Consider the following 8,969-nt stretch of genomic DNA (forward strand, 5'->3'; position numbering starts at 1 on the left):
ACTTCGGCGCATCTGCCACGCCCCCTCCACCACCCTTCGGGCGGTCCCCCTCCCCCTGTGGGGGAGGATCGCGGAGGGCGCACTGGCGTTAGCTGCCCATGAGCCGGCTGATCGTCGTTTCCAATCGCGTCTCGGCGCCGCGGGACCCGGCCGCCGGCTCGGCCGGAGGCCTGGCCATGGCCCTGTCGGCGGCCCTGCGCAAATATGACGGCCTGTGGTTCGGCTGGTCCGGCGAAACGGTCGAGACCTTCGTCCCGGAGGCCGAGATCGAGGACCGGGCCGGCGTCACCGTCGCCCTCGTCGATCTGGAGGCGCAGGACGTCGAGGAATACTACAACGGCTACGCCAACAAGACGCTGTGGCCGCTGTTCCACCACCGGGTCGACCTGACCGCCTACGAACGGTCCTACGGCGAGGGCTATGAGCGCACCAACGCCCGCTTCGCCGAGGTGCTGGCCCCGCTGCTGAAGCCCGACGACCTGATCTGGATCCACGACTACCACATGATCCCGCTGGCCCGCGACCTGCGCCGGCTGGGCGTCCGCAACCGCATCGGCTTCTTCCTGCACACGCCCTGGCCGGCGCGGCAGCTGCTGGTCACCCTGCCCCACCACCGGCGGCTGGTGGAGTCGATGTTCGACTACGACCTGATCGGCTTCCAGACCCGGGAATGGCTGGACCTGTTCCGGGACTATGTGGCCTCGGAGCCGAGCGTCCACGGCCGGCTGCTGCCCAATGACGCCCTGGCCGCCTTCGGCAAGACCGTCCAGGCCGGGGTCTTCCCGATCGGCATCGATGTCGAGGCCTTCCTGGCCGCGCGCAACTCGACCTTCGGCGCCCGCACCTACGACCGCATGGCCGCATCCTCGGCCTTCCGCTCGATGATGGTGGGGGTCGACCGGCTGGACTATTCCAAGGGTCTGGAGGAGCGGCTGCTGGGCTATGAACAGTTCCTCCGCGACAATCCGGACATGCGCGGCGAGGTCTTCCTGCTGCAGGTCACGCCGATCAGCCGCGACGACGTCGACACCTACCAGGACATCCGGGCCCGGCTCGACGCCCTGGCCGGGCGGATCAACGGCGAGTTCGCCGACATGGACTGGCAGCCGATCCGCTACCTGAACCGCACCTACCGCCGGGACCAGCTGGCCGGCATCTATCGCGCCGCCCGGGTGGGGCTGGTGACGCCGCTGCGCGACGGCATGAACCTGGTCGCCAAGGAATATGTGGCGGCCCAGAATCCCGACGACCCCGGCGTGCTGGTGCTGTCGCGCTTCGCCGGGGCGGCCGAGCAGATGGGCGAGGCCCTGCTGGTCAACCCGTTCAGCCGCGAGGAGCTGTCGGACGCCATCAAGCGGGCCCTGACCATGCCGCTGGCCGAACGCAAGCGGAAGTGGGACCATCTGATGCAGGTGGTGCGCGACACCGACGTCGGCGTCTGGCGCAACGACTTCGTGGCCTCGCTGCGGGCGGTGGAGAAGCCGGCCGACGGCGGCGCGGACGCCGTCGCCGCCGCCTGACGGCCCCGCCCCGTCCGGACCCTCAGTAGATTTCGATCAGCCCGGCGGCCCCCATGCCGCCGCCGACGCACATGGTCACGACGCCATAGCGGGCCCCGCGGCGTTTGCCCTCGATCAGGACGTGGCCGGTCATCCGGGCGCCCGACATGCCGTAGGGATGGCCGATCGAGATGGCCCCGCCCGAGACGTTGAGCCGGTCGCCGGGAATGCCGAGCCGGTCGCGGCAGTAGATCACCTGCACGGCGAAGGCCTCGTTGAGCTCCCAGATGCCGATGTCGTCGACGCCCAGCCCGTGACGCTCCAGCAGGCGGGGCACCGCGAAGACCGGGCCGATGCCCATCTCGTCCGGTTCGCAGCCCGCCACCGCCATGCCGCGGAAGGCCCCCAGCGGCTGCAGGCCGCGGCGTTCGGCCTCCTTCGCCTCCATGATCACCGAGGCCGAGGCCCCGTCCGACAGCTGGCTGGCGTTGCCGGCGGTGATGAAACGGCCTTCCTTGATCTCCTCCCCGCCCCCGAACACGGGCTTCAGCGATGACAGGCCCTCCAGCGTGGTGTCGGCGCGGTTGCCCTCGTCCTTCGACAGGGTGACCTCTTTCGCCAAGGTCTGGCCGGTGGCCTTGTCCATCACCTGCATGGTGGTGGTCATGGGCACGATCTCGGCGTCAAGCCGGCCCTCGGCCTGGGCGGCGGCGGTGCGCTGCTGCGATTGCAGGGCGTATTCGTCCTGGGCCTCGCGGCCGATGCCGTAGCGGGCCGCGACGACCTCGGCGGTCTCCAGCATCGACATATAGATATGCGGCTGCAGCTTCAGCAGGTCCGGATCGCGCAGTCGGTGCAGGTTCATGTTCTGGTTCTGCACCAGCGAGATCGACTCGAGGCCGCCGCCGACGGTCACGACCTGGCCGTCGTGCACCACCTGTTTCGCCGCCGTGGCGATGGCCATCAGCCCGGAGGCGCACTGGCGGTCGAGGCTCATGCCCGCCGTGGTGACCGGGAGTCCCGCCGCCAGCGCCGCCTGGCGGCCGATGTTGGTCCCGGTCGAGCCCTGCTGCAGGGCCGCACCCATGACCACGTCCTCGACCTCGGCCGGGTCGATCCCGGAACGGGCCACGGCGTGGCGGATGGCGTGGGCGCCCAGCTGCTGGGCCTGGGTGTCGTTGAACGCCCCCCGGTAGGCCCGCCCGATCGGGGTCCGGGCGGTGGCGACGATCACGGCTTCACGCATGGCAGGTCTCCATCAGTTCGAAGGCAGCCTTAGCCGCCTGCCGCCACGTCAACGCAAGGCGTCAGCGTCCGTGCGCCGCCCGGGCCTTGGTCAATTCCGTGAAACCCTGGGCCGCGCCCATCTCCGGCACGATCTCGCCGGTGCGGTCCGAGATCTCGTCGAACCGGGCCGCCACCTGCTCGGGCGCGTCCTCCCCGGCGATCCAGACGCCCCGGGTGAGGGTGACGTAGGCGCGCTCGAACCCGCCGGCCCCGGCGGCGAGGATGCAGCGGCTCGGCGCATCGTCGCTGACCAGATGGAGCAGGCCGGGGGTGACCATCTCCGGTCCCAGCAGCTCGAGCGGCAGGCGCGCGCCGAGGTCCTCGGTCATTCGCGTGTGGGCGGTGGGCGCCAGGCAGTTGACGCGGATGTCGTGCTTCGCCCCCTCGATCGACAGGGTCTGCATCAGGCCGACCAGGGCCATCTTGGCGGCCCCGTAGTTGGACTGGCCGAAATTGCCGTACAGGCCCGACGAGGAAGTGGTCATGACGATGCGGCCGTAGTTGGCCTCGCGCATAGGATCCCAGACCGCCTTGGTGCAGTTGACCGCGCCCATCAGGTGGACGTCGACGACGAAGCGGAAGTCCTCCAGGTCCATCTTGGCGAAGGTCTTGTCGCGCAGCACGCCGGCGTTGTTGACGAGGATGTCGATCCGGCCCCATCGGGCCATGGCCGCGTCGACCATGGCCTGGACGGCGGCGGGGTCCGTGACCGAGGCGGGGTTGGCCATGGCCTCGCCGCCGGCGGCCTCGATCTCGGCCACCACGGCCTCCGCGGCGGTGGCCGAGCCGCCCGATCCGTCGCGGGCGCCGCCCAGGTCGTTGACCACCACCCTGGCTCCGCGCCGGGCCAGGGCCAGGGCATGCTGCCGGCCGAGGCCGCCGCCGGCCCCGGTCACGATCGCCACCCGCCCGTCGAATCTCATCGCCATGCCTCTTCTCCCTGAAGGTCCCGGACGTCCTAGCAGGGCTTCCGCCCCGGGGCAGCCCCGGACGAATGTGTTGAAACGGCGCCACAGTGGCCGCATTCCAAGCGAAAACAAGGAACCGGAACCGTACATTGCCGTTCGGGTCCGGAGCGCCCCGTGTAAGCGTGGGCATTCGGGCAACCTTGAGTGTGAGGGATATCATGAAGGTGAAACTATTAGCCGGCGTTGCGATGGCGGGGCTGTTCGCAGCCGGCGCTGCGTCCGCCGATCCGAACGGTTGGTACGGCGGTCTCGACGCCGGCTACCATTCGGCCGACGCCGAGACCGCCAATGGTTTCGACATCGAGGTCGATCACGACTGGGCCGGCTTCGCCCGCCTCGGCTACCGGTTCACGCCGAACTGGCGCGTCGAGCTCGAGGGCGGCTACCGTCCGGGCGAGATCGAGGCGATCAACCGGTCGACGTCGGGCGCGGCGGCGGTCTGCAGCACGGCGGCCGGTCCGTGCGAGGGCCCGGACGGCGATCTGACCGCCTCCTCGCTGATGATGAACGTCCTCTATGATTTCGGCTCGGCGGACTCGACGCTGCGTCCGTTCATCGGCCTCGGGGCCGGCATCAACCGGGTCGACACCGAATACCTCGGCACCCTGGCGGCCGACCGCACGATCGCGGTCGGCGCCGACGACAGCTCGGGCAAGCTGGCGGCGCAGGCCATCGCCGGCCTGGCCTGGGCGCTCAGCGACCGGGCCCTGCTGGACCTGACCTACCGCTATCTGGTGTCGAATTTCGCGTACGACACCTTCGCCTCGGCCCCGGCCGGCGACTTCGGCAAGGTCGAGGGCCGCTACACCGATCACTCGATCAGCCTGGGCCTGCGCTATGCGTTCGGCGCCGCGGAGCCGGCCTATGTGCCGCCGCCGCCGCCGCCGCCGCCTCCCCCGCCGCCGCCTCCCCCGCCGCCGCCGCCGCCTCCGCCGGCCCCGGTCGCGCGTGAGTTCGTGGTCTATTTCGACTGGGATCGCTCGGACCTGACCGCCGAGGCCCAGTCGGTGGTCACCCAGGCGGCCAACTACGCCAGGTCGGGCCGTCCGACCCGGATCCTCGTGGTCGGCCACGCCGACACCTCCGGTTCGGCCGCCTACAACGTCGGCCTGTCCAACCGCCGCGCCCGCACCGTCGCGGACGCCCTGGTCGCCCAGGGCGTCAACGGCGGGGTGATCTCGCTCGACGGCAAGGGCGAGACCCAGCTGGCCCGTCCGACCGCCGACGGCGTTCGCGAGCCGCTCAACCGCCGCGCCACCATCGGCATCAACTTCTAAAGAGTTGAGACCGACCGTTCCGGCCTCCGGGCCGGGACGGGACGCCGACGACGACAGAGCCGCCGGCCCCCCGCGGGGCCGGCGATTTTGCGCTGGCCGCCCCCCGCCTCCGGCCCGCCAACAACAACCGGGGCTGTGTGTCTCCGACGACACCCTCGCGGGCTGTCATGTCACCGTCACAACAGTGTCGCCTCATTTTCCGACCGCGCGCCTAGAGGGGGCGGGCTTTCAGCCGGCCGAGGCCGGTCGGCGGGCGTTCGCGCCCTTCTTTCATCGGGGATAGATGACAATGACGAACCGCAAACGCGCGTTCTGGGCGACGACCGCCCTGGCTACATCGATGCTGGCGGCGAGCGCCGTCTACGCCCAGGAGACCACCTCGGCGGTGCGCGGCCAGCTGGTCACCGCCGATGGCGCCCCGATCCGCGGCGCGGCGGTCACCCTGGTCCACCAGCCTTCAGGCACCCGGCTGACGACCGTGTCGGACAACTCCGGCGCCTTCGACGCGCGCGGCCTGCGCGTCGGCGGCCCCTATCTGATCACCGTCCAGGCGGACGGGTTCGCCAGCGAGACCATTGACAACGTCTTCCTGACCGTCGCCGAGACCACCCGCCTGACCATCGACCTGGAAAGCGCCGCCGACACGGTGGACGACGTCGTCGTGGTCGGCGCGCGCGACGTGACCGCGAACAATAGCGGCGTCTCCTCGGTCCTGGACCGCGACGGGGTGGACAGCGTCGTCTCGGTCAACCGCGACATCCGCGATCTGGCCCGCCGCAACGTCCTGGTGTCGCAGAACACCCGCGGCGACGGCGGCATCTCCATCGCCGGCTCCAACCCGCGCACCAACCGCATCACCATCGACGGCGCCCAGGCCCAGGACGATTTCGGCCTGAACACCGGCGGCACCCCGACCCGCCGCGGCCCGATCTCGCTGGACGCCATCGAGCAGTTCAGCGTCAATGCCGTGCCGGTCGACGTCGAGAACGGCGACTTCCTGGGCGGCGCCCTCGACGTCGTGCTGCGCTCGGGCGACAATGATTTCTCGGGCTCGCTGTTCGTCAACTACCTGAACGACGGCATGGTCGGTGATTCGATCCGCGGCGTGGATCTGCCCTCGGCCATCACCCAGACCAACTACGGCGCCTTCTTCTCGGGCCCGATCTGGCGCGACCGGCTGTTCTTCGCCCTGTCCTACGAACTCTATGAATCGGCCGACACGACGAGCACCGGCCCGACCGGGGCGGGCTTCGCCAACAGCATTCGCGGCCTGGACCAGGCGGCGATCGACAATATCGTCAACATCTTCAACACCAACTACGCGACCGAGTTCGACCCTGGCGTCATCGCCCGCAACAAGCCGATCCTCGACGAGAAATATTCGGCCAAGGTCGACTGGAACATCAACGACAACCACCGTCTGGCGCTGACCTACCGCCACGCCCTGTCCGAACTCATCCAGCGCACCAACCTGCACCCCGGTTCGGCCGGCCTGGATTCGCAATGGTATCTGACCGGCGAGACCGACGACGCCTATGCCGGTGAGTTGAACTCGCGGTGGTCGGACGCCTTCTCGACCCAACTGCGCGTCACCTTCCGCGACTACGAGCGCCTGCAGAATCCGCCGTCGGGCCAGGAGTTCGCCGACATCACCGTCTGTTCGGCCCCCACGAGCATCAACTCCGGCGGCGACACCCTGACCGGCTGCGGCCCGAATTCGGTGGTCCGCTTCGGCCCGGACCAGTTCCGTCACGCCAACTATCTGACGACCGAAAACATGCAGGTCCATGCCAAGGGCGAGTATTCCCTGGGCGATAACCTGTTCAAGTTCGGCTATCAGGGCCAGTTCGTCGAGATTTTCAATATCTTCGTACCGTTCAGCGACGGCGTCTACTATTTCGACTCGGTGGCCGATTTCTCCGCCGGTCGCGCCAACCGGCTGTTCTACAACAACGCCGTCAGCGGCAACACCATCGACGGCGCGGCCGACTTCAGCTACGCCCTGCACTCGCTGTTCGGCCAGGACACGCTGCAGCTGTTCCCCAACCTGACGCTGACCGCCGGCGCCCGCTACGACTTCTACACCAGCGACGACAAGCCGGCCTACAACCCCAATTTCGAGGCGCGCCAGGGCTTCTCGAACCAGACCACCTATGACGGCCTCGGCGTTCTGATGCCGCGGGTCTCGTTCAACTGGCAGGCCAACGACTGGCTCAACGTCCGGGGCGGCGTCGGCCTGTTCTCGGGCGGCCTGCCCGACGTGTTCATCTCCAACAGCTTCTCGAACACCGGCATCATCACCTCCAGCGTCGCCATCCAGCGCAATGCCGACGGCACCTTCCGGGAGACCACCGGCGCCCCCGGCTTCACCCAGGCCATCGGCTCCGACGCCCTCAACATCGACGTCAACGACCCGCGCTTCGGCTACGACATCCCGGCCTCGGTCCAGGCCCTGCTGGGCGGGGTGACGGTGTCGCCGTTCGCGGAAACCAACGCCCTGATCCCGACCTTCGAGATGCCGTCGGACTGGAAATTCTTCCTGACGACGACGGTCGAGGCGCCGCTGGGCTGGGCCTCGGGCTTCACCCCGCAACTGGTCTCGGACTTCCTCGACGACTGGCGGATCAGCCTGGACGCGGTCTACACCCGGGCCAACGACGGCCTGTCGTTCCGCGATTTCCGGGCCCAGCCCCTGACGGTCGGCGGCGTGCAGCAGTACACTCCGGACGGCCGCCTCCGTTACGACGGCATCGGCGGGTCGGCGGCGCTGCGGACCGCGAACGGCATCACCTCGACCAACCCCGGCTCCAGCCGCGACATCGTCGCCTTCAACACCGATGAGGGCGAGAGCTACACGATCGGTCTGAGCGCCTACAAGTCGTTCGACAACGGCCTGGACCTGCTGCTCGGCTACGCCCGCCAGAGCGTCGAGGACCGGGTTTCCGGCGCCCGCTTCGCCTCGACGGCCAGTTCGCTCTACGGCGGCGGCGCGACCGGCCTCGATCCGAACGAGGAGGCCTACGGCACCTCGTTCGAGGAGATCGAGAACCGCTGGAAGGCGGAGGTCGGCTACCGCCGGAACTTCTTCGGCGACCTCGAGACCCGGATGAACCTGTTCGGGGAAATCCGCGACGGCCGCCCGATCAGCTTCGTCATGAACGCCCCGGGGTTCGGCCGCAGCTCGACCTTCGGCGTCAATCGCGGCGCCCATCTGCTGTATGTGCCGGACTTCGCCGCCGACGCCGACCCGACCGACCTGAACGTCGGCTTCGTCACCTTCGACAGCGCCGCGACGCGGGACAATTTCCGCGCCTTCGTCGAACAGTTCGGCCTGCCCCAGGGTCGTATGCTCGACAAGGGCGAAGGGTCCGACGACCAGCCGGAAGTCTATCAGATCGACTTCCAGATCAGCCAGGAGCTGCCGGCCTTCTTCCTGCCGGGCCGGTTCCGGCTGGTCGCCGACCTCCAGAACGTGGCCAATCTGCTGAACGACGAATGGGGTATCGTCGAGGAGTATGGCGACACGATCAACGTGGTCAGCGCCCAGTGCGCCACCTCGACGGGCGCGGCGGCGCCGGCCGGAAGTCCGGCCTGCGACCGCTATCGCTACTCGAACTTCAACTCGAACGGCGGCCGGTTGTCGATCGACAACAACGGCAAGTCGCTGTGGGCCCTCCAGATCGGCCTGCGCTACGAGTTCTAGGGCGCGATCCGGAACAGGACCGGGACGGAAAGGAGCGGCCCCCGCGGGCCGCTCCTTTTTCGTCGTCGGTCGCGGGCCGGCGTTTTTGTCCGGGCGTCCGGTTGAAGTCCGGCTCCCGGCCGCCTATCTGGCGCGGCCGGCCCGTCACGGGTCGCCCGGGACTCCTCCGCCCATGAACACCCCCGTCCCCGCCGAATGGTCGCCGCATCGCGCCATGTGGGTCGGCTGGCCCAGC

5 protein-coding genes are annotated in these 8,969 nt (G+C 69.1%); 3 read left to right on the forward strand and 2 right to left on the reverse strand.

The window, feature by feature from the left end; all coding sequences use genetic code 11:
• Positions 1 to 98 precede the first annotated feature (98 nt).
• Positions 99 to 1,520 (forward strand): trehalose-6-phosphate synthase, encoded by a 1,422-nt coding sequence (locus tag Q0588_RS03025; protein ID WP_298743647.1) that lies wholly within the window; start codon positions 99 to 101, stop codon positions 1,518 to 1,520.
• Positions 1,521 to 1,542: 22 nt separating this feature from the next.
• On the opposite strand, the gene Q0588_RS03030 is transcribed toward Q0588_RS03025, so the two are convergent.
• On the reverse strand, positions 1,543 to 2,745 hold the full coding sequence (locus tag Q0588_RS03030) for an acetyl-CoA C-acyltransferase (RefSeq protein WP_298743649.1): 1,203 nt from the start codon (positions 2,743 to 2,745) through the stop codon (positions 1,543 to 1,545).
• Positions 2,746 to 2,806: 61 nt separating this feature from the next.
• Entirely contained in the window at positions 2,807 to 3,715 is a 909-nt protein-coding gene (locus Q0588_RS03035; protein ID WP_298743651.1) for an SDR family NAD(P)-dependent oxidoreductase, read from the reverse strand.
• A 197-nt stretch (positions 3,716 to 3,912) separates the two neighbouring features.
• Here Q0588_RS03035 and Q0588_RS03040 point away from each other — a divergent pair, with 197 nt between their 5' ends.
• Positions 3,913 to 5,031, forward strand: coding sequence for an outer membrane beta-barrel protein (locus Q0588_RS03040; protein WP_298743653.1), 1,119 nt, complete (start codon positions 3,913 to 3,915; stop codon positions 5,029 to 5,031).
• A 289-nt stretch (positions 5,032 to 5,320) separates the two neighbouring features.
• Complete coding sequence (locus Q0588_RS03045) at positions 5,321 to 8,734, forward strand: TonB-dependent receptor (RefSeq protein WP_298743655.1); 3,414 nt, start codon at positions 5,321 to 5,323, stop codon at positions 8,732 to 8,734.
• Positions 8,735 to 8,969: the final 235 nt, after the last annotated feature.

This window comes from uncultured Brevundimonas sp. (genome assembly GCF_937870815.1).
Taxonomy (GTDB): Bacteria; Pseudomonadota; Alphaproteobacteria; order Caulobacterales; family Caulobacteraceae; genus Brevundimonas.

Bases quoted from the DNA above. Each gene is read 5' to 3' on its own strand.
- Q0588_RS03025 (WP_298743647.1), top strand. From the start codon at position 99: ATGAGCCGGCTGATCGTCGTTTCCAATCGCGTCTCGGCGCCGCGGGAC.
- Q0588_RS03030 (WP_298743649.1), bottom strand. From the start codon at position 2,745: ATGCGTGAAGCCGTGATCGTCGCCACCGCCCGGACCCCGATCGGGCGG.
- Q0588_RS03035 (WP_298743651.1), bottom strand. From the start codon at position 3,715: ATGGCGATGAGATTCGACGGGCGGGTGGCGATCGTGACCGGGGCCGGC.
- Q0588_RS03040 (WP_298743653.1), top strand. From the start codon at position 3,913: ATGAAGGTGAAACTATTAGCCGGCGTTGCGATGGCGGGGCTGTTCGCA.
- Q0588_RS03045 (WP_298743655.1), top strand. From the start codon at position 5,321: ATGACGAACCGCAAACGCGCGTTCTGGGCGACGACCGCCCTGGCTACA.